The organism is Micromonospora sp. Utrum1, assembly GCF_057197805.1.
Genome location: NZ_CM170071.1, coordinates 993,241 through 1,013,814, shown reverse-complemented (window position 1 = coordinate 1,013,814; position 20,574 = coordinate 993,241). Strand labels below are relative to the sequence as shown.

Annotated in this window: 18 protein-coding genes; 10 read left to right on the top strand and 8 right to left on the bottom strand. The window is 73.0% G+C overall.

From position 1 onward, the window contains the following. The first annotated feature begins 30 nt into the window (after positions 1 to 30). Genes AC0OLQ_RS05110 through AC0OLQ_RS05100 form a run of 3 tightly spaced genes read left to right on the top strand, consistent with a single transcriptional unit; the run spans position 31 to position 4,345 of the window. Complete coding sequence (locus AC0OLQ_RS05110) at positions 31 to 552, top strand: MarR family winged helix-turn-helix transcriptional regulator (protein ID WP_357335377.1); 522 nt, start codon at positions 31 to 33, stop codon at positions 550 to 552. After that, complete coding sequence (locus tag AC0OLQ_RS05105; protein ID WP_357335099.1) at positions 546 to 2,279, top strand: ABC transporter ATP-binding protein; 1,734 nt, start codon at positions 546 to 548, stop codon at positions 2,277 to 2,279. Before AC0OLQ_RS05110 ends, AC0OLQ_RS05105 begins: the two co-directional genes overlap by 7 nt. Then, positions 2,276 to 4,345, top strand: a complete 2,070-nt coding sequence (locus tag AC0OLQ_RS05100) for an ABC transporter ATP-binding protein (protein WP_484530381.1) — start codon at positions 2,276 to 2,278, stop codon at positions 4,343 to 4,345. Before AC0OLQ_RS05105 ends, AC0OLQ_RS05100 begins: the two co-directional genes overlap by 4 nt. A 70-nt stretch (positions 4,346 to 4,415) precedes the next feature. On the opposite strand, the gene thrS is transcribed toward AC0OLQ_RS05100, so the two are convergent. Beyond that, entirely contained in the window at positions 4,416 to 5,633 is a 1,218-nt protein-coding gene (gene thrS / locus AC0OLQ_RS05095; protein ID WP_484530380.1) for a threonine--tRNA ligase, read from the bottom strand. Between the two features lie 523 nt (positions 5,634 to 6,156). Between thrS and AC0OLQ_RS05090 the strand changes: the two genes are divergently transcribed. The 4 genes from AC0OLQ_RS05090 (at position 6,157) to AC0OLQ_RS05075 (ending at position 8,319) form a co-directional block, all read left to right on the top strand. Next, entirely contained in the window at positions 6,157 to 6,771 is a 615-nt protein-coding gene (locus AC0OLQ_RS05090) for a DedA family protein (protein WP_484530379.1), read from the top strand. Positions 6,772 to 6,841: 70 nt separating this feature from the next. Next, complete coding sequence (locus AC0OLQ_RS05085) at positions 6,842 to 7,207, top strand: type II toxin-antitoxin system RelE/ParE family toxin (RefSeq protein ID WP_484530378.1); 366 nt, start codon at positions 6,842 to 6,844, stop codon at positions 7,205 to 7,207. Further along, the gene (locus AC0OLQ_RS05080) at positions 7,204 to 7,536 is read left to right on the top strand and encodes a helix-turn-helix domain-containing protein (protein ID WP_484530377.1); all 333 of its coding nucleotides are present in this window, start codon (positions 7,204 to 7,206) and stop codon (positions 7,534 to 7,536) included. The genes AC0OLQ_RS05085 and AC0OLQ_RS05080 overlap by 4 nt, the downstream gene beginning before the upstream one ends. A 99-nt stretch (positions 7,537 to 7,635) precedes the next feature. After that, positions 7,636 to 8,319, top strand: coding sequence for a DUF998 domain-containing protein (locus tag AC0OLQ_RS05075; RefSeq protein WP_484530376.1), 684 nt, complete (start codon positions 7,636 to 7,638; stop codon positions 8,317 to 8,319). On the opposite strand, the gene AC0OLQ_RS05070 is transcribed toward AC0OLQ_RS05075, so the two are convergent. After that, positions 8,297 to 9,700 carry an NAD(P)H-quinone dehydrogenase gene (locus tag AC0OLQ_RS05070; protein WP_484530375.1) on the bottom strand — a complete coding sequence of 468 codons (1,404 nt, stop codon included), beginning with the start codon at positions 9,698 to 9,700 and terminating at the stop codon, positions 8,297 to 8,299. The genes AC0OLQ_RS05075 and AC0OLQ_RS05070 overlap by 23 nt on opposite strands. Before the next feature lie 165 nt (positions 9,701 to 9,865). Here AC0OLQ_RS05070 and AC0OLQ_RS05065 point away from each other — a divergent pair, with 165 nt between their 5' ends. Then, positions 9,866 to 10,321 (top strand): gamma-glutamylcyclotransferase, encoded by a 456-nt coding sequence (locus tag AC0OLQ_RS05065; RefSeq protein ID WP_357335085.1) that lies wholly within the window; start codon positions 9,866 to 9,868, stop codon positions 10,319 to 10,321. Positions 10,322 to 10,393: 72 nt separating this feature from the next. Here AC0OLQ_RS05065 and AC0OLQ_RS05060 read toward each other — a convergent pair whose 3' ends face one another. The 4 genes from AC0OLQ_RS05060 to AC0OLQ_RS05045 are packed head-to-tail and all read right to left on the bottom strand — an operon-like array spanning position 10,394 to position 13,760. After that, entirely contained in the window at positions 10,394 to 11,356 is a 963-nt protein-coding gene (locus AC0OLQ_RS05060; RefSeq protein WP_357335082.1) for a GNAT family N-acetyltransferase, read from the bottom strand. Positions 11,357 to 11,398: 42 nt separating this feature from the next. Then, positions 11,399 to 12,139 (bottom strand): SCO6745 family protein, encoded by a 741-nt coding sequence (locus AC0OLQ_RS05055; protein ID WP_484530374.1) that lies wholly within the window; start codon positions 12,137 to 12,139, stop codon positions 11,399 to 11,401. 43 nt (positions 12,140 to 12,182) lie between these two features. Next, the gene (locus AC0OLQ_RS05050; protein WP_357335078.1) at positions 12,183 to 13,124 is read right to left on the bottom strand and encodes a hypothetical protein; all 942 of its coding nucleotides are present in this window, start codon (positions 13,122 to 13,124) and stop codon (positions 12,183 to 12,185) included. Positions 13,125 to 13,130: 6 nt separating this feature from the next. Continuing rightward, on the bottom strand, positions 13,131 to 13,760 hold the full coding sequence (locus AC0OLQ_RS05045; RefSeq protein WP_484530373.1) for an MBL fold metallo-hydrolase: 630 nt from the start codon (positions 13,758 to 13,760) through the stop codon (positions 13,131 to 13,133). 123 nt (positions 13,761 to 13,883) lie between these two features. Between AC0OLQ_RS05045 and AC0OLQ_RS05040 the strand changes: the two genes are divergently transcribed. Continuing rightward, positions 13,884 to 14,849 (top strand): DUF4349 domain-containing protein, encoded by a 966-nt coding sequence (locus AC0OLQ_RS05040; RefSeq protein ID WP_484530372.1) that lies wholly within the window; start codon positions 13,884 to 13,886, stop codon positions 14,847 to 14,849. Here the strand turns inward: AC0OLQ_RS05040 and AC0OLQ_RS05035 are convergent. After that, entirely contained in the window at positions 14,806 to 16,065 is a 1,260-nt protein-coding gene (locus tag AC0OLQ_RS05035; protein WP_357335070.1) for an amidohydrolase, read from the bottom strand. The two genes, AC0OLQ_RS05040 and AC0OLQ_RS05035, sit on opposite strands and share 44 nt — an antisense overlap. A gap of 641 nt (positions 16,066 to 16,706) precedes the next feature. Continuing rightward, positions 16,707 to 18,290, bottom strand: a complete 1,584-nt coding sequence (locus tag AC0OLQ_RS05030; RefSeq protein WP_484530371.1) for an acyl-CoA mutase large subunit family protein — start codon at positions 18,288 to 18,290, stop codon at positions 16,707 to 16,709. A gap of 204 nt (positions 18,291 to 18,494) precedes the next feature. On the opposite strand from AC0OLQ_RS05030, the gene AC0OLQ_RS05025 reads away from it, so the two are divergent. Then, positions 18,495 to 20,531 carry a serine/threonine-protein kinase gene (locus tag AC0OLQ_RS05025; protein ID WP_484530370.1) on the top strand — a complete coding sequence of 679 codons (2,037 nt, stop codon included), beginning with the start codon at positions 18,495 to 18,497 and terminating at the stop codon, positions 20,529 to 20,531. Positions 20,532 to 20,574 lie beyond the last annotated feature (43 nt).

Below are 20,574 nucleotides of genomic sequence, written 5' to 3'. Positions count from 1 at the left end.
CGTTCGGGGGCTAACCTAGCGCCCGTGAACATGGGACCGCTCGTCCGCTTCCCCGACGCGCTCCAGCAGGCGCCGCTCGGCCGGCTCATCTCGATCGCCGGGCACGTCGTCGAACAGCACTGGGGGCGCTACCTGGCCGAACACCACGGGCTCACCTCCGCCGGCATGCGGGTGCTGCTGATCCTGTTGCGGGCCGGCGACAGCACCCACCGGGAGATGGCGGAGCGGTGCTTCGTCCGGCCCGCCACCCTCACCGGCATCGTCGACACCCTCGAGCGCGACGGCTTCGTGGCCCGGCGCCGGGACCCCGCCGACCGGCGAACCGTCCAGCTCAGCCTCACCGACAAGGGCCGGGAGCACGCCCTCGCCATCATCGACCTGATCCACAGCAACCGGCCGCTCACCTCGGTCGACGCGGACCCGGCGAAGCAGGCGGTGATCCGCGAGTTCCTCACCGAAATCATCACGAGCATGTCCGACGGGGACCTTCGCCGGTTGAACCGGGACAGCGAGCCCAACACCGAGAACCCATCGGGGAGCCGTCCGTGCTGATCCGCCTGCTCCGTACCCACCTGCGCCCGTACCGGCGGTTATTGGCCGCGGTGGTCGCCTTCCAGTTCGTCGGCACGATGGCCTCGCTCTACCTGCCGAGCCTCAACGCCGACATCATCGACCGGGGCGTCGCCCTCGGCGACACCGACCAGATCATGCGTACGGGCGGCTGGATGCTGCTGGTCAGCCTGCTCCAGATCGCCTGCTCGATCGTCGCCGTCTACCTCGGCGCGAAGACCGCGATGGGCTTCGGGCGCGACGTGCGGGCCGGCATCTTCGAGCACGTCAACCGCTTCTCCGCCCGTGAGGTGACCCGGTTCGGTGCGCCCTCGCTGATCACCCGGAACACCAACGACGTGCAACAGGTGCAGATGCTCGTGCTGATGAGCTGCACCATGCTGGTCGCCGCGCCGATCATGAGCGTCGGCGGCGTGGTCATGGCGCTCCAGGAGGACGTGGGCCTCTCCTGGCTGATGCTGGTCTGCGTACCGGTCCTGGCGGTCGCGCTGGGCCTGATCACCCGGCGGATGGTTCCGGGCTTCCGGCTCATGCAGACCCGGATCGACACGGTCAACCGGGTGCTGCGCGAGCAGATCACCGGCATCCGGGTGGTGCGGGCCTTCGTCCGCGAGCCGTACGAGACGGAGCGCTTCCGGGTGGCGAACACCGACCTGACCGCGACCGCCCTGCGGATCGGCCGGCTCCAAGCGTTGATCTTCCCGGTGGTGATGCTGGTGCTCAACGTCTCCAGCGTCGCGGTGCTCTGGTTCGGCGCGGAGCGGGTCGACTCCGGTCAGATCCAGGTCGGCGCGCTCACCGCCTTCCTGCAGTACCTGATGCAGATCCTGATGGCGGTCATGATGGCCACCTTCATGCTGATGATGGTGCCGCGGGCGGCGGTGTGCGCCGAGCGGATCGTCGAGGTGCTGGACACCGACTCGTCCGTGGTGCCGCCGAGCGAGCCGATGATCGCGATGACCCGGCGCGCGGAGCTGGAGTTCCGTCGGGTCGCCTTCCAGTACCCGGGGGCGAGCGCGCCGGTGCTGCACGACATCTCGTTCCGGGCCAGCCCCGGCCGGACCACGGCCATCATCGGGTCCACCGGCGCCGGCAAGACCACGCTGCTCACCCTGATCCCCCGGCTGGTCGACCCGACCGCCGGCGCCGTGCTGGTCGACGGGGTGGACGTCCGGCTGCTGGAACCCGACGAGGTGTGGCGCCGGATCGGGCTGGTGCCACAACGGCCGTACCTGTTCAGCGGCACCGTCGCCAGCAACCTCCGGTACGGCAACCCGGACGCGACCGACGCCGAACTCTGGGCGGCGCTGGAGATCGCCCAGGCCCGGGACTTCGTCGCGGAGATGCCGGGCGGCCTGGACGCGCCGATCGCGCAGGGCGGCACGAACGTCTCCGGCGGCCAGCGCCAACGGCTCGCGATCGCCCGCGCGCTGGTCCGCGAGCCGGAGATCTACCTCTTCGACGACTCCTTCTCCGCGCTCGACCTCGGCACCGACGCCCGGCTGCGGGCCGCGCTCAAGCCGGTCACCGCGGACGCGGTGGTGGTGATCGTGGCCCAGCGGGTCTCCACGATCATCGACGCCGATCAGATCATCGTGCTCGAGGACGGGGGCGTCGTCGGGATGGGACGACATGAGGACCTGCTGGTGACCTGCCCGACGTACGCCGAGATCGTGGCGTCCCAGCAGACGGCGGAGGTGCCGGCATGACGGCCGTACCCGGGCAGAAGCCGGGCCCCGGCCCGAAGGCCGCCGCCGACGGGCGGGCGCCGCAGCGGCTGCCCGCGGCCGGACGCCGCGGCGGCGGGGGGCCGCCGTGGATGGGCGCCGCCATGCCGGCGGAGAAGTCGTTGAACTTCGGGCCGTCCGCCCGCCGGCTGCTGGGCCGGCTGCGGCCGCACCGGTTCTCCCTGACCGCGATCGTCGCCCTGGCGGTGGCCAGCGTCGCGGCGACCGTGACCGGTCCGAAGATCCTCGGGCACGCCACCGACATCATCTTCGCCGGGGTGGTCGGCCGGCAGATCGCCCCCGGCACCACCCAGGAGCAGGCGGTGGCCGGGGCCCGGGCCGCCGGCAACGACAACTTCGCCGACATGCTGGCCCGGATGCACGTGGTGCCCGGGGCGGGCATCGACTTCACCGCGCTGGGTCGCACGCTCACCCTGGCGCTCGCGCTCTACCTGGGCGCCAGCCTGCTGATGTGGTGGCAGGGCTGGCTGCTCAACGGGGTGGTGCAGCGCACCGTGCTGCGGCTGCGCGCCGAGGTGGAGGAGAAGCTCAACCGGCTGCCGCTGCCGTACTTCGACAAGCAGCCCCGGGGTGAGCTGCTCAGCCGGGTCACCAACGACATCGACAACATCTCGCAGACCCTGTCGCAGACGCTCAGCCAACTGCTCAGCGCGCTGCTCACCGTGGTCGGCGTGCTGGCCATGATGGTCTGGATCTCGCCGCTGCTGGCCCTGGTCGCCCTGGTGGCGGTGCCGCTGTCGGTGGTCGTCACGCAGCAGATCGCCAAGCGGTCGCAGCGCCGGTTCATCGCCCAGTGGCGGCACACCGGTGAGCTGAACGGCCTGATCGAGGAGACGTACACCGGCCACGAGCTGGTCAAGGTCTTCGGCCGGCAGCGCGAGGCGCAGGCCGCCTTCGCGGCCAAGAACGAGGAGCTGTACCGAGCCAGCTTCGGCGCCCAGTTCATCTCCGGGATCATCATGCCGGCGATGATGTTCGTCGGGAACCTCAGCTACGTCGCGATCGCCGTGGTCGGCGGGCTGCGGGTGGCCTCCGGGACGATGAGCCTCGGCGACGTGCAGGCGTTCATCCAGTACTCGCGGCAGTTCACCCAGCCGCTGACCCAGATCGCCTCGATGGCGAACCTGCTCCAGTCCGGGGTGGCCTCGGCCGAGCGGGTCTTCGAGGTGCTCGACGCCGAGGAGCAGACCCCGGACCGACCCGCGCCGCCCCGGGTCACCGGCCGGGTCGAGTTCGAGCACGTCTCCTTCCGGTACGACCCGGACAAGCCCCTGATCGACGACCTCTCGCTGGTGGCCGAGCCCGGGCACACGGTGGCCATCGTCGGCCCGACCGGCGCCGGCAAGACCACCCTGGTCAACCTCGTCATGCGGTTCTACGAGCTGGACGCCGGCCGGATCACCCTGGACGGGGTGGACATCAGCTCCATGCGCCGGGACGAGCTGCGCGGCCGGATCGGCATGGTGCTCCAGGACACCTGGCTCTTCGGCGGCACCATCCGGGACAACATCGCCTACGGGCGGCCGACGGCCACCGAGGAGGAGATCCTGGCCGCGGCCCGGGCCACCTTCGTGGACCGGTTCGTGCGCAGCCTCCCCGACGGCTACGACACCGTGATCGACGAGGAGGGGAGCAACGTCAGCGCCGGCGAGAAGCAGCTCATCACCATCGCCCGGGCATTCCTCGCCGAACCGTCGCTGCTCATCCTCGACGAGGCGACCAGCTCGGTCGACACCCGCACCGAGGTGCTGCTCCAGCGGGCCATGGCGGCGCTGCGCACGGACCGGACCAGCTTCGTCATCGCGCACCGGCTCTCCACCATCCGGGACGCCGACCTGATCCTCATGATGGAGCAGGGCCGGATCGTCGAGCAGGGCACGCACGACGAACTGGTCGCCGCCGACGGCGCGTACGCCCGGCTCTACCGGTCGCAGTTCGCCGGCGCGGTGATCACCGACGAGGTGCCCGCGCCGGTCGCGGGCGCCGCGCCGGCCGGTGCGCCGGCCGCGACACCGGCGGGGAACTGACGTGGACCCGGCGACAGGCCCGGCACCGGCCGCCCACCCCGCGCGGCGGGAGCCGGTGCCGGACGGCCGCTCACGCCGCCGGCAGCAGCTCGGCGGAGCGGGCGGCGACCACCCGTCCGATCAGCCCGAGCGCGTCGGCCACCGGCATCGGATCGAGCCCGCGACCGTCCCGCAGGCGCAGCGAGACCGCGCCGTCGGCCGCCTCCCGCGGGCCGACCACCCCGACGTACGGGACCCGGCGGCGGGCCGCATCGCGGATCCGGGCGCCCAGCGAGCCGGCCAGGTCGACCTCGGCCCGCAGCCCGGCCGCCTCGGCCCGGCGGGCCAGCGCCACGGCCGCGTCGGCCTGGCCGTCGTCGACCGGGAGCAGCACCAGCTGCACCGGGGCGTACCAGGCCGGGAAGGCGCCCGCGTGCACCTCGATGAGGTACGCGAAGAGCCGCTCCATGCTGCCGACCAGACTGCGGTGCACCATGACCGGCCGCTTCCGGCGCCCGTCCGCGTCGATGTACGACAGGTCGAACCGCTCCGGCTTGTCGAAGTCGAGCTGGATGGTGGAGATGGTCGACTCCCGGCCGGCCGCGTCCAGGATCTGGATGTCGATCTTCGGGCCGTAGAAGGCGGCCTCGCCCGGGCCCTCGTGGTAGTCCACCCCGTCGAGCGCCGCGCGGAGCAGCTCCTCGGCCCGCGCCCAGTCGGCGTCGTCGCCGACGTACTTCTCCCCCGGCCCGCGCAGCGACAGCCGGAACCCGGCCGGCCGTACGCCGAGCGCGGCGTGCGCCTCGCCGATCAGCCGGAGGATCTCCCGTACCTCGTCGCCGACCTGCTCCAGCGCGCAGAAGTTGTGCGCGTCGTTGAGCGAGATGGCGCGGACCCGGGACAGCCCGCCGAGCACCCCGGAGCGCTCCGCCCGGTACATCCCGCCGATCTCGGCGACCCGCAGCGGCAGCTCCCGGTAGGAGCGGCCCCGGGCGCGGAAGACCAGCGCGTGGTGCGGGCAGAGCGCGGGGCGCAGCACGAACTCGTCGTCGGCGCTCAGCCGCATCGGCGGGAACATGTCGTCGGCGAAGTAGCCGAGGTGGCCCGACAGCTCGAACAGCTCCCGCTTGCCCAGCGGCGGCGAGTAGACGTGCTGGTAGCCGGCCCGGCGTTCCAGCTCCCGCACGTACTCCTCGACGGCGTGCCGGGCGGCGGCGCCGGCCGGCAGCCAGATGGGCAGGCCGGCACCGGCCAGCGGGTCCGAGACGAACAGCTCCAGGTCCCGGCCGAGCCTGCGGTGGTCGATCATGTCGCTCTCCTTGATCGGGTACGACCCGGGGGCGAGCTGACCCGGAACGCGACGCGGCCCCGGAGCGGATCGCCCCGGGGCCTCGTCGACGAAAACGTCAGTGCGGCGTGCCGGGGATACCCGGCGTCGTGGTCACCACCGCGCTGCGCATGCGGCGACGGTACGCGCGGCGGCGCGGAGGGTGCACCTGGATTTCGCGACGCACCTCGATGCGGTGCGGTGGGGGCGGGTCGCCGGCACGGGACCTGCCGGCGACCCGCGGCGGCCCGTCCGTCGGGAACGGGGGACCCGACGTCTCCGGAGCCGCGCGCCGACAACGGTACGCCGCGGATCGGCGATCCGCCGCCCGCTCCGGCGGTCGGCGACGCCTCGGCGGCTCGTCACATTCGGCGCCCCTGCCTCGTTGAACACCGGTGGCCTGCTGGTGTCGGCGGTCACCGCCGGGCAGGGCCGCTCGCGGTGACGCGGGACACGCCGTCAAGCTCGGTGCGGTCGAACGGGGAACTCCGGCGAGGTGGCGGTCGTGGCCGAATTCATCTCTGACGTCGCGTCGCCCACCTGGGCGTACGCGGTGCTGCTCACCCTGCTGGTCGCCGACGCCTTCGTGCCGGTGGTGCCCACTCAGGTAGTCATGATCACCAGCGGGGCGCTGACCGTCTACGGCGGGCTCAACCTGCCGCTGACCATCGCGGTGGGGGCGCTCGGCGTCTTCGCCGGTGACCTCGCCTGCTACGTGCTGGGCCGCACCGCGCCGGCCCGCCGCGAACCGCGACACGCGACGCCGGGCCGGGCCCGCCGGGCCGCCGCCCGGGTCACCCGTGGCCTACGCGAACCGGGGCCGCTGGTGATCCTGCTCTGCCGGTTCGTGCCCGGGGGCCGGATGGCCGCCTGCTTCTCGGCCGGGCGCAGTCGCTACCCGTACCGCCTCTTCATCCTCTACGAGGCGGCGGCGGCCACGGCCTGGGCCGCGTACGGGACGCTCGTCGGCCACCTCGGCGGTGCCGCGCTGACCGAGTCGGCGTGGCGGCTGCTGCTGATCGGAGGGGCGGCTGCGGCCGGGTTCGCGGGGGCGGGCTGGGCCATGACGGTGATCAGCGCCCGCCACGCCCGCCCCGAAGCCAAGGCAACGGTCGACTGACCCGCTCTTCTCCGCTCTCCCAGTGTGTCCGACCGGCAGGCAATATAAGCTGCCCTTATATTGACGACATGTGGGAGATCAGACTGCATCCGGAGGCGAAGCGTGGTTCCTAGACCTGTGCAGGACCGATTCCCTCACGGCTGACCTCGTCAGCGAAGCGATCGACCTGCTCGGGGAGCACGGCCCCGCACTGGGGCGACCCTTGGTCGACCGCCTGAAAGGCAGCACGTTCCATCACATGAAGGAGCTACGACCCGGTTCGGCCGGACCGACGGAGGTACGCATGATCTTTGCCTTCGATCCGTTGCGGGAAGCCGTGTTCCTGGTGGCCGGGGACAAGTCGGGACAGTGGCAGAGTTGGTACCGGACGGCCATCCCCCTGGCGGACGCACGATTCCAGGAGCACCTCATCAGCCTGAAGGAAGCTCAGCGATGACCGATGGAGCCAACTGGCGAGACGTCAAGGCCAAGGCCAGGAAGATCGACCCGGCCTGGGACGAGCCTGACCGCACGGCTCGGCGTGGACAGTTCCGGGAGCAGATGCTCGCCTCGGTCAGCGGTGCGCAACTCGCCGAGATCCGCAAACAGCTGGGCATGACGCAGATCCAGTTGGCTGAGGCCGCGGGGCTGTCCCAGGCGAGGATCAGCCAGATCGAGAATGGGGAGAACACCAGTCTCGAGACGCTGAGGGCCTACGTGAACGGTCTCGGCGGGCATCTCGACGTGGTCGCCCGGATCGGGAACATCCAGCTCAACGTGGCCTGATTCCCTTCCACCCCGAGCGGCCGGTAGGGGGCGACCCCGGGATCGAAGTGGGTGGTGGTCCCCGATCCGTTTCGGGCGGTTCCGGCGACAGGCTGAGGCATGCCTGGAACCCGGAACAGCGGCCTGCTGGCGCTCGGCGGGATCGCCCTGGCGGCGGTGCTCGCCGTCCTCGGTCACCTCGAGGTGAGCGACGACCTGAGTCCCTGGTCGCTGACCGTCAGCGACTTCGCCGTCTCCGACCGGGGCGGCGTCATCGACACGGCCATGGCCGTACTGGCGGCGGCCACTGTCGTACTCCTGCCGGCGCTGCGCCGGGCCGGCGCGGGCCGGCTCGGCCGGGCGCTGCTGGTGGCCTGGTCGGCCGGTCTGGTGGCCGCCGCGGTGGTGCCCACCAACGAGCCGGGGCTGCCCATGGACACCGCCGCCTACCTGCACCGGTACGCCTCGGTCGTGGCCTTCCTGGCCCTGCCGGTCGCCGGCTGGCTGCTCGCCCGGCGGCTCGGCGGGCGGGCCGCCGGCTGGCTGCGCGGGCTCACGCTGACCAGCCTGCTGCTGGCCGCGGCGATGATCTGGTCCGCCTACCCCGGTGACCGGGTGCTGATCGGCCTCGCCGAACGCCTGCTCATCCTCGCCGAGGTCGCCCTGCTCGCGGTGGTCGCCGGCACCCTGCTCCGCCGCGAGATCGGCGAGGTGGCGGTGCCCCGAGGCTGGGAACACCGCCACCTCGTCGAGGTGGCGGTGCCGGCCCAGGAGCGGGAGGTCACTCCAGCTCGTGGAGCATGAGCTGGCGGGCGGCCTCGGTGATCGAGCCCGACAGGCTCGGGTAGATCGTGATGGTCTGGGCCAGCTCGTTGACGGTGAGGTTGTTCTCCACCGCCATGGTGATCGGCAGGATCAGCTCGCTGGCCTTCGGCGCCACCACCACGCCGCCGATCACCTGGCCGCTGGCGGGCCGGCAGAAGAGCTTGACGAAGCCGTCGGCCAGGTCGGCCATCTTCGCCCGGGCGTTGCCGGAGAGCGGCAGCATCACCTGGCGGGCCGGCACCTTGCCGGCGTCCACCTCGTCCTGCGAGACGCCGACGGTGGCCAGCTCCGGGTCGGTGAAGACGTTGGCCGCGACGGTACGCAGCCGCAGCGGCCGGACCGCCTCGCCGAGCGCGTGCCACATCGCGATCCGGCCCTGCATGGCGGCGACGCTGGCCAGCAGCAGCACCCCGGTGCAGTCGCCGGCCGCGTAGATGCCGGGGACGTTGGTCCGGGAGACCCGGTCCACCGTGACGTAGCCGCCCCGGGCCAGCTCGACGCCGTACTCGGTGAGGCCAAGGTCGGCGGTGTTGGGGATCGAGCCGACCGCGATCAGCGCGTGCGAGCCGGCCACCACCCGGCCGTCGGCGAGCACCACCTCGACGCCGTCGCCGATCCGCCGGACCGCCTCGGCGCGGGAGTTGTTGAGGATGGTCATGCCCCGGTTGCGGAACACCCGCTCGATCGCCGAGGCGGCGTCGGCGTCCTCGTGCGGCATGACCCGGTCCCGGCTGGAGACGAGGGTGACCTCGACCCCCATGGCCAGGTAGGCACTGGCGAACTCGGCGCCGGTCACGCCGGAGCCGACGACGATCAGGTGCTCGGGCAGCTCCGGCAGGTCGTACACCTGGCGCCAGGTCAGGATGCGCTCGCCGTCGGGTACGGCGGTGGGGAGCTGGCGCGGGGTGGAGCCGGTGGCGATCAGCACGGTGGTGGCGGCGATCGAGTACTCCTCGCCGCCGTCGGCCGGGGTGACGATCACCCGGTGGGTGTGGCCGAGGGTGTCCTCGCCGAGCCGGGCGGTGCCGGCGACGAACTCGACCCCCGCCTTGATCAGCTTGGCGTGGATGTCGGCGGACTGGGCCAGGGCGAGCCGCTTGACCCTTTGGTGCACCGCCGGAGCGTCGACGGTGACCGCCTCCAGCCCGTCGGAGTGCACGCCGAACTCCTCGGTGTCCCGGTAGCCGGTGACCACCTCCGAGCTGGCGATGAAGGTCTTGGACGGCACGCAGTCGGAGAGCACGCAGGCGCCGCCGGCCCCCTCCGCCTCGACCACGGTGACATCAGCGTCCAGCTGGGCGGCCACCAGCGCCGCCTCGTACCCGGCCGGACCCCCGCCGATGATCACGATCTGGCTCACAGAGCCATCCTTTCGTTCGCGACTGCGGGGCTCCGCTCCGCTGCACTCCTCGCGCTCACCGCGCTCGCCCCCGATCAATGATCACAGTGACTTTCTTCTCCCCGTCGTGCTCGACACGCACCGTCGTATTCTCCCCCACCCGCCCGCCGGGCTATCGTCATCGCCGTGCGTCTTTACGCCGCTTACGGCTCAAACCTGGATCCCGCCCGCATGCGTGCCTACTGTCCGCATTCGCCGATGGTGGACACCGGCTGGCTGGAGGGGTGGCGGCTCACCTTCGCGGGCGAGGACGTCATCGGCTGGGAGGGCTCGGTCAGCACGGTCGTCGAGTCGCCGGGCGACCGGGTCTTCGTGGCGCTCTACGACATCCACCCGTACGACGCGGCCCAGCTCGACGAGATCGAGGGCGTGACCTCCGCGACGTACCGGAAGCTGACCGTGCGCGTCTCGACCCTGGACGGGGACGTGACCGCCTGGGTCTACGTCTTCGACGGCTACGAGGGCGGCCTGCCGACGTCGTGGTACCTGTCGGAGATCGCGAACGCGGCGGAGAAGGCGGGCGCGCCGGACGACTACGTCACCGAGCTGCGGTCCCGCCCCACCGGCACCGCGTCCGCGTAGCGCGTATCCCACTGCTCCAGTCTGCTCCGGCCGGATCCGCAGCCGGGCGGCGACCCCGCGGCGGGTCGCCTATCACACACCCGCGGCGGGGACGCTCCGCTGGTACATGTCGGTCCAGCGCGCCTCGGTCAGCCCGACGGAGCGGTAGAGGGTGACCGGGGTGGTCGGGTTGGCCAGGTCCACGCCGAGCCCGGCCCCGGCCCGGCCCTTCGCGGCGTAGACGGCGAAGGCCCGGCGCAGCAGCGCCGCCCCCACCCCGCGCCGCCGGTACGCGGGCAGCACCGACAGCGTCCGGACCCAGCCCATGTCCTGGTCGAGCGTCTGGTCGGAGGACTGCAGGGCGCCGGCCGGCTCCCCGTCGACCTCGGCCACGAACCACTCGTCCCACGTCTTGTCGTGCGACGAGAGCTGCTCCCGCCACCGGTCGAAGTCGACCGGCTCGTAGTCGGGGGTGTCCCGGAACGCGGTGTCGAAGATCCGGTGGAACAGCCGCAGGTCGGCCTCGTCGTCGGCCCGCAGCGGCCGGACGGTGACCCCGGCCGGGGGCGTCGGCTCGGCGGGCAGGTCGGCCAGCGAGCGGGTCATCCGGATGTACCGCTTGAGGCGGGTGAAGCCCGCCGCGGCCAGCTCCTCGGCCCAGCGGGTCTCTGGCGCGAAGACGCCGGTCCGGGCGGTGAGCGCGGGAAGGCCGCGTTCGGCGGCCCGCTCGGCCACCCGGTCGAGCAGCCGTGCCAGCAGCGGGGCGCGCAGGTCGGCACCCCGGTCGGGGTCGACGTAGACCTCGACCCACTCCCGGCCCACCCCGGTCGGGTTGCTCAGGATCGTCCAGCCGACGGCGACGCCCTCCGGGTCGGTGACCAGCCAGGAGTCGCGGGCCGGGTCGACGAAGGGCGCGGTCAGGGCGTCCCGGACGTCCTCGGCGTCGAAGTCGGGGTAGCCGACGGCGAAGGTGTCGGCGGCGTGCACCACCGCCAGGATCGCGGGCACGTCGTCGAGGGTGGGGCGGCGGACCGTCCAGCCGGCGGGAAGCGTCACGCGGCAGATCCTGGCAGCCGCCCCGGCGACCGCGCTCCCCATTTATCCGCCACGGACGTGCGACCGGGCGGCGGTGAGCAGGTTGAGCAGTTCCGCGCCCTCGCCGGGGCCGAGCGCCCGGAACGCCGGAGAGACCAGCCGGTCGGTCACCGCCTCGGCCCAGAGCCGCCGCCGCACCAGTGGCCCGACCGGCGGGTACGGCGGTGACCAGCCGCAGGCGGCGGCCCCGGCGTCCCCCTCCGGCCCGGCCAGCACCGCCTCCAGCGGGGTCATCCCGGCGGCCCGCACCGCCAGCAGGTAAGCCCCGGCGAAGTGCTCGCGGAGCAACAGCAGCGCGACGGCGGCCCGGGCGCCCGGCGCGGGGTCGTCGACGGGCATGGCCCGCCAGGCGGCGAAGAGCGGCATCCCGCTGCCGTCCGCCGCGTCGACCGCCCGGCCCAGCAGCCCGGCGAGGCGTGCGGTCTCCGGAGCGTCGCCGAGGTGGGTGCCGCCCCACCGGCAGCACTCGGCCAGGTTCGCGCCCGCCACCTCCAGCGGAGGTACGGTCCGCACGGCGGCGTCCCAGCCGTCGGCGACCGCCTCCGGGGCGATGAACCCGAGCGCGGCGGCGACCGTCTCGGCGCGGACGTCGCCGAGCGCGCCGGCCCGGCCGGTGATGTAGAAGGCCCAGCCGGAGATGCCGAGCAGCCGAGCCCGGCGCAGCGTCGACGGGCAGCGGGAGAACGCCTCCCCGAGCTCCAGCACCAGCGGCTTGCTGGCGGCGGCGACCTGCTCCGGGGTCATCGGCGGCCCCCCACCGTCCGTCCACCGTGGTCATCCATCACGGTCAGTCTGCCTCGTCGCCACCCTCCGCGGCATCCCCCTCTTCGGCGTCCAGCGCCTCCAACGCGGCCTCCACCTCACCGGTGCGCCGGCGGGCGGCGGTGAGCGACCGTTCCGCGCCCCGGCGGGCCAGCTTGGCCCGGCTCAGCTCCTGCTCGGCGACGGCGCGGCGGCGTTCCAGCTCGGCCAGCTCGGTCTCGATCCGGTCCAGCGTCGCCACGCCGTCCCGTTCCGCGCCGGTGGCCTCGGTCAGCTCCGCCTCGGCCCGGTCCTGCTCGTCGCGGGCCTTCGCCAGCTCGCGCTCCACGGCCCGGCGGCGCTTCGCCCGCTCGGCCCGCGCCGCCCGCTCGGCGGCCCGCTCGTCGCGCGTCCGCCGGGCCTCGGCCCGCTCGGCCGCCCGTTCCGGTACGGCGGGCTCCTCCTCCCCGCCTCCGGTGACCAGCCGCAACTGCGGCCGGGGCACCTCGCCGAACCCGGCGTAGTGGCTGGGACGCAGCAGCCGGCCGGCGCGTACCTGCTCGGCCACCTCGGTGTCGGAGAGCGCCGCGTTCAGCGTCGCCTCGACCTCACCGAGCGGCAGCTTCCCGACCGGCGGGGCGCCCGGTTCGGCGGCGGCCAGCTTGCGTACCTCGGCGACCAGGGCGCCCACCACGGCCCGGCGCTGCGCGGAGAGCTCGCGGAGCCGGCCGCCGCGCAGCTCGCGCTGGGCGGAGCGGAGCGACTCGGCGAGCTGGGCCAGGTCGGCGACCAGCTCCGGGCGGCGGATGGCGAGCAGGTTGACCAGCCAGGCCGCCACGGTGGGCCGGCGCAGCTTGCCGATCTCCCGGGCGGCCTTCGGATCGCCGGCGCGGCGCGCCTCGGCAACCGCGGCGTCCCGGGCCGTGACGAAGCGGTCCGGCGGCGTCGCGTAGAGCCGCTGGACCAGGTCGGGGGGTGGTCCGGCCATGTCCGCTCAGGCGTCGATCCGGGTGCCCGGTTCCAGTCGCCGGTACTCGGTCTTCGACAGCGCGGAGTACTGCCGGTCGAGCACAGCGAAGCCGTTGTCGTTGAGCAGCGCGTCGTGCAGCGCGAACGCCCGCCGCGGCGCGACCGCCCGGATGAAGTCGACCACCTCGGAGAACTTCGACCAGGGCGCGTGGATCGGGGCGAAGAGGGTGTCCACCTGAACGTCGTCGGGGACGACGAGCGCGTCGCCCGGGTGGTAGACGACGTCGTTGAACAGGTAGCCGACGTTCGGGACCACGGGGATGTCCGGGTGGATGACGGCGTGCTGGCCGCCGTACGTGCGGACCGCCACCCCGGCCGGGGTGAACGACTCGCCCGGGGTGACCACGGTCAGCGCCTCGGCCGCGTCGCCGAGCACGCCGGCGAGCGAGGCCGGGCCGTACACCGGGACGGGCCGGCGGTCCAGCGCCCGGGTCAGCACCTCGACGTTGACGTGGTCCGGGTGCTCGTGGGTGATCAGCACCGCGTCCACCCCGTCCAGCGCCTCGGGTCCGCTGAAGACTCCGGGGTCCACGACCAGCACTCCCCCGTCGTGCTCCAGCCGGACGCAGGAGTGGGCGTACTTGGTGACCTGCATCGTGACTCCTCGATTATCGAATCGTGACGTCCTCAGCGCAGTCTGCCGGAACCGGCGCGGTGTCGCGTCGCGTCCGACGTATCGGTCCCGCAGCGGGGACCGCCGAAGGATCGGAGCGGGGACATGAGGATACGGGACAGCCGCCGCCGGGGCCGGGCACTCGCCGCGGCCGGGCTGCTGGTGCTGTTGGGCGCCGGGGCCTGCAGCGCGGGTGACGGCGGGAGCGACAACGCGGGTACGGCCGGACAGCCGCAGGCGGCGGCGGGCGGGGAGGCCGCCCGGGACCAGGCCGCACCGGAGCAGGCGAAGTCCGGCGCGGGCGGCGCGGACCTGAGGGTCGACCAGCGGGCGATCATCTACACCGGAACGCTCCAGGTGCGGGTGGACGACGTGGAGCGGGCGGCCCGCGAGGCGAGCACGGTGGTGACCGGGGCCGGCGGCTTCGTCGGCGGCGACCAGCGCCACAGCGACTCGGCGGACGCCCGGGCCGAGCTGATCCTGCGGGTGCCCGCGGATCGATTCACGAAGGTGCTGGAGGCACTGGTCGACCTCGGTGAGCAGGAGCGGCGCGAGGTGCGGACCGAGGACGTCACCGAGGAGACCGTGGACCTGGACGCCCGGATCGCCACCCAGCGCGCCCGGGTGGACAGCGCCCGGCGGCTGCTGGCCCGGGCCACCTCGATCAGCGACCTGGTCACGCTGGAGAACGAGGTGGGCCGCCGGGAGGCGGATCTCGCCTCGCTGGAGGCGAAGAAGCGCCGGCTCGCCGACCTCACCGCGCTCTCCACGATCACGGTGACCTTCGTCGGCCCGGAGGCCGTGGCCGCCGAGGAGGAGACGGATCTCGGCTTCCTGGCCGGTCTGCGCGGCGGCTGGTCGGCGTTCGTGGGCGCGGTGCGGGTGGCGCTCACGGTGCTGGGCGCGGTGCTGCCGTTCGCGGTGGCGATCGGGGTGCCGGTGGCGCTGCTGGTGGCCCTGGCCCGCCGGCGCGCACGCCGTACGCCGCCGGCCGGCCCGGCGCTGCCGGAACCGGCCGGTCCGGTGCCTAGCGGACCGCCGCCAGTGCCCGCAGCGCGGTCTGGACCATGAGGCGTACGCCGACCGGGATGGCGCGCTCGTCCACGTCGAACGAGGCCCGGTGCAGGTCCACGTTGGGCCCGTTGCGGCCGACGCCGAGGCGGGCGAGCGCGCCGGGCACGTGCTCCAGGTACCAGGAGAAGTCCTCGCCACCCATGCTCTGCGGGGTCTCCGCGATGCCCTCCGGCCCGAGCGCGGCCGCGGTGGCGGCGGTGAGCACGCCGATGGCCCGGGCGTCGTTGGTGACCGGCGGCCGGCCGCGCAGGTATTCCAGGTCGACGGTGGCGCCGGTGGGGGCGAGCACGTCCCGCACCACCTGAGCCACGATCTTCGGGGCCTGGTCCCAGGTCTCCCGGTCCATCACCCGCAGGGTGCCGGCGGCGCAGGCCTCGGAGGGGATGACGTTGTAGCGGGTGCCGGCCGAGGCGTGGCCGAACACCAGCAGCAGCCCGCTGTTGGCCGGCACCCGGCGGCTGACCAGGGTCGGCACCTCGGTGACCAGCCGGCCGAGGGCGTCGACCAGGTCGACCGTCAGGTGCGGGCGGGCGGTGTGTCCGCCGGGGCCGGTGAGCCGGACGGTGACGTTGTCGGCGGCGGCGGTGATCGGGCCGACCCGCAGGCCGACCTTGCCGACCGGCAGGTTCGGGTCGCAGTGCAGGGCGAAGATCTGCACGACGTCGTCCAGGCCGCCGGCCTCGATGACCTCCAGCGAGCCGCAGGGCAGGATCTCCTCGGCGGGCTGGAAGATGAGCCGCACCCGGCCGTCGAGCTGGCCGAGGTCGGCGAGCTGGGCGAGCAGCATGCCGACGCCGAGCATCACGGTGGTGTGCACGTCGTGGCCGCAGGCGTGGCAGACGCCGTCCACCGTGGACCGGTACGGCACGTCCTTCGGGTCGCTGAGCGGCAGCGCGTCGATGTCGGCGCGGAGCGCGATCACCGGGCCGTCCGGGCGCCCGTCGATGTCGCAGATGACGCCGTTGCCCTTGGGCAGCAGGCGCGGCTTCAGCCCGGCGAGGGAGAGTTCGCGGTGGACCAGTGCGGCCGTCTCGAACTCCTCGCCCGACAGCTCGGGGTGGGAGTGGATGTGACGGCGGGTCGCGATGAGGCCGGGTACCCGAAGGGCGAGCAGATGGTCGAGCTCGAGGGGCAGGGGCTGGGACCCGGTCGGCGCCTCCGGCCAGGACGACGCCAGCGGGCCGCCCGGGGGCAGCGTCAACGCACTCGTCACGTCGAATTCTCGATCACTAGAGATGGATGGATCATCGGGGAGAACAGCAGACAGCCTAGACCTCCGGCGGTGACGCTGCGCAACATCTTTCGCGTAGCGGTCGGACCGCGCAGCGTCACGAATGCCCTGGTGAGAGGGCTCGAATATCTGCGGGACAGCAGGTAGATCGCGGTCGAACGCCGTCATCTGCCCCACACCTCCTACAACGCGTAACCGATTCAACGGTCACCAAATCCCGGGCCGTCGTTCCGAATTGTCGCATTAGTCGCGGCAATTAACTGCCGCTCGGACAATTGCGCGACAACGGTCGGCTGTCGGACGACTCCCCACGGTGACATGCGGGCCCGAAGTGCGACCGCACAGGCTGTCCGTCCCGTTCACCCGAGCGGGTTACCCGCATTCCGGAACCGCACACGCGCGCCGGCCCCGGCCACGCTGCCGACCGACCCGGGGAGCGGCGCCCGGGCGGCGTCGCCCGGGGAGGATCCGCGCCGAGCCGTCACCGCCCCCGCCACCTGCGGGGAGACCATCGACTGTACGCCGCCGCGAGGCGTACGCCCAGGTCAGCGCGGGGGCCGGGAACGCGACGGCGGCCCGGGCCGGACACCGCGAGGTGCCGGCGGGGCCGCCGTCGGGTCGACTCAGAACCGGTCGCTCGGCCGGTGGATCCCCCACATGTCGCGCAGCGTCCCGCACACCTCGCCGACCGTGGCCCGGGCCCGCAGCGCCTCCTTCATCGGGTAGAGCACGTTGGCGTTGCCCTCGGCCGCGGCCCGCAGTTCGGCCAGGGCGCGCTCGACCGCACCGGAGTCCCGCTGGGCGCGCAGCTTGGCCAGCCGCTCCGCCTGGCCGACCTCGATCGACGGGTCCACCCGCAGCGGCTCGTACGGCTCCTCCTCGTCGATCTGGAACCGGTTGAGCCCGACCACCACCCGCTCACCCGAGTCGATCTCCTGGGCGATCCGGTACGCGGACTGCTCGATCTCCCGCTTCTGGAAGCCGGCCTCGATGGCGTCCACCGCCGAACCGTGGTCGAAGACCCGCTGCATCAGCTCGTCGGCGGCCGTCTCCAGCTCGGCGGTCATCGCCTCCACCACGTACGAGCCGGCGAACGGGTCGACGGTGGCGGTCAGGTCCGTCTCGTACGCCAGCACCTGCTGGGTACGCAGGGCCAACCGGGCCGCCTTCTCTGTGGGCAGCGCGATCGCCTCGTCGAAGCTGTTGGTGTGCAGCGACTGGGTGCCGCCGAGCACCGCGCCGAGGCCCTGCACCGCCACCCGGACCAGGTTGACCTCCGGCTGCTGGGCGGTGAGCTGCACGCCCGCGGTCTGGGTGTGGAACCGCAGCATCATCGACTTCGGGTCCTTCGCCCCGAACTCGTCGCGCATCAGCCGGGCCCAGATGCGCCGGGCCGCCCGGAACTTGGCGACCTCTTCCAGCAGCGTGGTGCGGGCCACGAAGAAGAACGACAGCCGGGGCGCGAAGTCGTCCACGGCCAGCCCGGCGGCGAGCGCCGCCCGGACGTACTCCACGCCGTTGGCCAGGGTGAACGCGATCTCCTGCGCGGGGGACGCGCCGGCCTCGGCCATGTGGTAGCCGGAGATGGAGATGGTGTTCCACTTCGGCACCTCGGCCCGGCAGTAGGCGAAGGTGTCGGCGACCAGGCGCAGCGAGGGCTTCGGCGGGAAGATGTACGTCCCCCGGGCGATGTACTCCTTGAGGATGTCGTTCTGGATGGTGCCGTTGAGCGCCGACCCCGGCACCCCGGACTCCTCCGCCACGAGCTGGTAGAGCAGGAGCAGCACCGAGCCGGGCGCGTTGATGGTCATCGAGGTGGAGACCTTGTCCAGCGGGATGCCGTCGAAGAGCGTCCGGATGTCCTCGATGGAGTCGATGGCGACCCCGACCTTGCCCACCTCGCCGTGCGCGATCGGGTCGTCGGAGTCGTACCCCATCTGGGTGGGCAGGTCGAAGGCGACGGAGAGGCCCATGGTGCCGGCGCGCAGCAGCTGGTGGTAGCGCGCGTTGCTCTCCGTGGCGGTGCCGAAGCCGGCGTACTGCCGCATGGTCCACGGGCGGGAGGTGTACATCGTGGGGTAGACCCCGCGGGTGTACGGGTATTCGCCCGGGCCGGCCAGCCGGGAGTCCAGGTGCTCCGGAAGGTCGGCCGCCGTGTAGACGCCCTTGATCGGGAAACCCGACTCGCTTGACCGCGCTTCGCTCATTACCGGATGGTAGGACGCGGTCGCCGTTCGTTGGGTGAGGGATACGGCACACCGCGCGGGCGGCCATCGACTGGAGGTGAGTACCTGGACACATACCGTCGAGTAGTTAAACGCCCGCCGCGTCGGGTTTCGCATCGGGCGTCGGAACCAGCAAGATAGGGGGGTTGTGTCCCAGCCCCCTCGATATCCCCCGGTGGCTTTTCTGTGACTCAGATCCCGACGTGGAGCGGCGGACCGGCCAGTCCCCCCACTGGACGCGCAGCACCCGGCACCACCATCGGTGACCGCTACTCGCTGCGCTCGCCGGTGGGCAACGGCGGCATGGGCACGGTCTGGCGTGCGACAGACACCCTGCTGCGCCGCGACGTGGCGGTGAAGGAGGTTGTCCTCCCGCCGGGGCTCGCCCCCAGCGACCGCGACGCGATGTACGAACGGACCCTCCGCGAGGCGCGCGCCGCCGCGGCGATCCAGCACCCCGCCGTGGTCCAGGTCTACGACGTGGTCACCGAGGGTGGCCGCCCGTGGATCGTGATGGAGCTGCTGGACGCCCGCAGCCTGGCCGACATGGTGATCGAGGACGGGCCGGTCGCGCCCCGCGCCGTCGCCAAGATCGGCATCGCCCTGCTCGGCGCGCTGGAGGTGGCGCACGCGATCGGCGTGCTGCACCGCGACGTGAAGCCGGCCAACGTGCTCATCTGCTCCGACGGCCGGTGCGTGCTGACCGACTTCGGCGTGGCCCGGATGCCCACCGACGTGCAGCTCACCACCCCCGGCATGGTGCTCGGCTCGCCGCACTTCATCTCCCCCGAGCGGGCCATGGGCCAGGAGTTCGGCCCGCCCAGCGACCTCTTCTCGCTCGGCGTGACGCTCTACACCGCGGTGGAGGGGCGTCCCCCGTTCGACAAGGGCGACCCGATCGAGACCATGCACGCGGTGGTCGAGGACCCGCCGGCCACCCCGCAGCGCAGCGGCCCGCTGACCCGGGTGCTGATGGGCCTGCTGGAGAAGGACCCGGCCCGCCGGCTGGACGTGCACACCGCCCGGGGCATGCTCCGCGAGCTGCTCGCCGGCCCGCTGACCAGCACCGCCACCGCGGTCAACTCGGTCACCGACCCGTACGCCGTGGTGCCCGTGCAGCGGCCGTCGACGCCGCCGCCCGCCATCGAGCCGAAGCCGAGCGGGCAGATCGGCGGCCCGGCGATGATCGCCCCCGGCGAGTCGCTGACCGACCGGCTCGCCGCCCTGCGCCGCGGCGAGCGTCCCGGCTCCTCGGCGGCTGCGGGCGGCGCCGCGCTCGACGAGACCAGCGCCGACGCGCTGGCCGGCCCGCTGCACACCCCCACCGGGGCGATGTCCGGACCGGGCGGGCCGCCGGAGGCCACGCAGCGCATCTCGCCGGACGCCACCCAGCGGCTCGGTCACACCGCCGGGCCGGACGCCACCCAGCGGGTGCCCGCCGGCCACCCCGACGCCACCCAGCCCGTCTACGGGCGAGGCGCCGAGGCCACCCAACCGGTCTACGGCGGCAACCAGTGGTCGGTGCCGGGCACCGGCCAGCCCTGGACGACCACCCCGGCCGCCCCGCCGGCCGGCGACGGCGCGCTCGGCCGGGCCAAGGGTGTCGGCGGCCAACTCGTCGACCGGGTGAAGGGCTGGCCGCGCAAGGTCCAGCTCGCCGCCGCCGGTGGCGTGGCCGTGCTGCTCCTGGTCGGCGTGATCGCGCTGACCAGCGGCGGCGACGACGCGCCCCCGCCGATCGTGGGCACGCTGCCCTCGTCGTCCGCCGAGGCTCCGCCGGTGGAGATGCAGGAGCAGTCCGTCAAGGGCGTCACCCTCCAGGTGCCGAAGGGCTGGGATCGCAAGACCGGCGGGGTCTTCGTCGACTTCGTCGACCCGCAGACCGAGGGCCGCAAGGTGCGCGTCCTCGCCGAGGAGTGGAACGGGACCTCGATCAGCTGGGCCGAGTTCGCCTCCCGCAACCTGCGCGACAAGAGCAAGTCCTGCGCCAAGCCCTATGAGCAGCTGGCGATGACCGAGCCGACGCTGGCCGGCAAGCCGGCCGCGGAGTTCGAATACACCTGCGGCGACAGCGATGCCAAGCGGCACGGTATGTGGCGCGGCGTGGTGCAGGACGGCAAGGTCTACTCGTTCTACCTGACCGCGAACGAGGCCGACTTCGCCGCGAGCAAGCCGATCTTCGAGGCGATGGCCCGCTCGTTCCAGCTCACCGGGGCCAACTGAAGTCGAGGCCGACGGGCAGTGGTGATCCGCCGCCGTGCTTTCA